This window comes from Kitasatospora griseola, assembly GCF_014648555.1.
Taxonomy (GTDB): Bacteria; Actinomycetota; Actinomycetes; order Streptomycetales; family Streptomycetaceae; genus Kitasatospora; species Kitasatospora griseola.
In genome coordinates this window covers 23,029-25,132 of record NZ_BMRI01000041.1, presented here as the reverse complement: position 1 = coordinate 25,132, position 2,104 = coordinate 23,029, and the positions used below count along the sequence as shown (strand labels likewise).

Sequence of the window (2,104 nt, the reverse complement as noted above, 5' to 3'; positions counted from 1 at the left end):
CCGCGCCGTCGGCGCCGCCCGCATCATCCGAGTGGCCGGCCCCACACCAGGCGGAGGCCCGCTCCCCCGACCCGGGGACGACCGCCGCCAGCGAACTCCCGTCGCTCGAAACCTCGCACTCCGAACCGAACGAGAGAGTCAGCGCCATGGATACCACCAATCGTGAGTGCGCCCCCGCCTCGCAGGACGGCGCGGCGGAGGCCGACGGCCAGTGGGAGGGCGGCGTGCGCGCCTCGGCCGGTTGTACGTGCGGCGGGCACGCCGGGCAGGCGCAGGCGGACGGCGTCTCTGAGGCGCCGCCCCGCCCGGCGGAACCCGTGCCCGCATCCGCAGCCCCACCTGCACATGGCGCCACGCCGCTCGGCACCGTCCAGGAACACGCCCCTGCCGAGCGCGGTGTGCGCCCGTCCTGCGCGTGCGGCGGCGCGGACGCGCCGCGCCCGCTGGTGTTCGCGATCGGCACGGTCGGGTTCGACTTCCGCACCGAAGCCCGAAGGGACAGCTTCCGCCAACTGATGTCCTCCGTCCCGGGCACGCCCGAGGGCGGTATGGACACCGAAGTCCAGCCGAGCCCGTACAACCCGAGCCAGCTGGCCGCCTACCTGGCGCAGAACCCGTGGGCCTCCGACAAACTGACCTGGACGCTGGAGCTGGACCGAGCCCCCGTCTACGCACTGGAGGCCGAGCCGGCCGTCGGCATGGAGCTGGGCGCACAGGTCGTCGATCCGAACCTGACCCAGGAGGAGTTGGCGGATGCCGTACGCCACCCCGACCGGCTCGCGAGGATGCTGATGGGCCTCACCTATCCGCCGGTGTCCACGATCTACCGCACGCTCCGGGACGCCATCGTCGGACAGGCCCTCCCCACGGACGACCCAGGCCTGGTCTCCCGCGTGTCGGTCCCCGGCGTGCTGACCAACCGGACGGTCCGCCTGTTCTCAGGGCAGGTCGTCCCGGTCGTCGAGGTCAAGAGCCGCGGGCTCTACACCTGGAACGAGAACGCGCTGATCGAGAGCGTGATGGACACGGTCACCAACCGCAGCGACGCCTCCCGGGTGGCCCACAGCGACGAGAACCTGAAGCTGACCCTGCGTGCGCTCCTAGACAAGATCTACTGGCAGTTCCGCAACCTCGGGCAGAGTTCGGCCGACCGGGCGCTGAACTACGCCGGGACCAACGCCTTCCTCTTCGGCAAGGTCGCCGACGGCGTGCTGTCGGCCCTGCACGTCCCCGGACAGTCGAAGGAGCCCAAGAACCTCTACGCCCTGGACCGGGTGAGCGTGTCGAAGAGCCCGTACTGCCGGCCCGGGTCGGACTGCCAGGACGTGACCATCAGCTTCTACGACCCGGAGGACATGCTGCGCTCGAAGGTGAACTACATGTTCACGATCGACGTGAGCGACGAGTTCCCCGTCTCCCTGGCACCGGTTCGCACGTTCCTCGGCGACTTCTGAGGGCGACGGCCACGCGTGCCACGAACATGAGAGGTCAGCCATGAACCAGTCGGCCAAGCATCCCAAGATCGCGCTCCCGCTCCAGGCCCGCCCGGTCAACCGGGACGAGGAATGGACCGGCCCTGCGGCACAGCGGGCGGAGCGCGGACTGGAAGCGTCCAGGTCGAGGTGTGCCAGCCTGCCGGGAATCGCCCGGCAGATGTGCTACCAGGCGACCTACGGCGTCACGACGTGAACGTCACGGCGTGAGAAGGACAGCGGTCCCAAGGTGAAAGGAGAACGATTATGTTCGACCAGTCAGTGCAGAAGGCGGCCAAGCCAAGGCCCGCCGCGCTGCAGATGCCCCTGCAGGCCAGGCCCGTCGACCGGACCGGGATGCACACCGCAGCCGTCACCGACGCCGTCGGCGTCGAGGCCGACTCGTGGTTCGACGACATCGTGAGCGGCATCGGGACTGTCGCCAAGGTCGCCGGCCCGCTCCTGGGTGCCCTGTGAGGCCGTCACGGCCTCGGACCGTGCCGGCGGGCGGCGAGCCCGCCGGCACGGCGCACCCGACCTCATGACACAGCCGGACCCATGAGAGGAGAACGATGATGTTCGACCAGTCAGTGCAGGCGGCCGGGCCAAGGCCTGCCGCGCTGCAGCTCCCT

At 70.2% G+C, this 2,104-nt stretch carries 2 protein-coding genes; both read left to right on the top strand.

Annotated elements, in window-relative coordinates; genetic code table 11:
* Window positions 1-146: 146 nt before the first annotated feature.
* Entirely contained in the window at window positions 147-1,454 is a 1,308-nt protein-coding gene (locus tag IEZ12_RS32425) for a cyanobactin maturation protease PatG family protein (protein WP_189277232.1), read from the top strand.
* A 285-nt stretch (window positions 1,455-1,739) separates the two neighbouring features.
* On the top strand, window positions 1,740-1,949 hold the full coding sequence (locus IEZ12_RS32420) for a hypothetical protein (RefSeq protein WP_189277230.1): 210 nt from the start codon (window positions 1,740-1,742) through the stop codon (window positions 1,947-1,949).
* Window positions 1,950-2,104 lie beyond the last annotated feature (155 nt).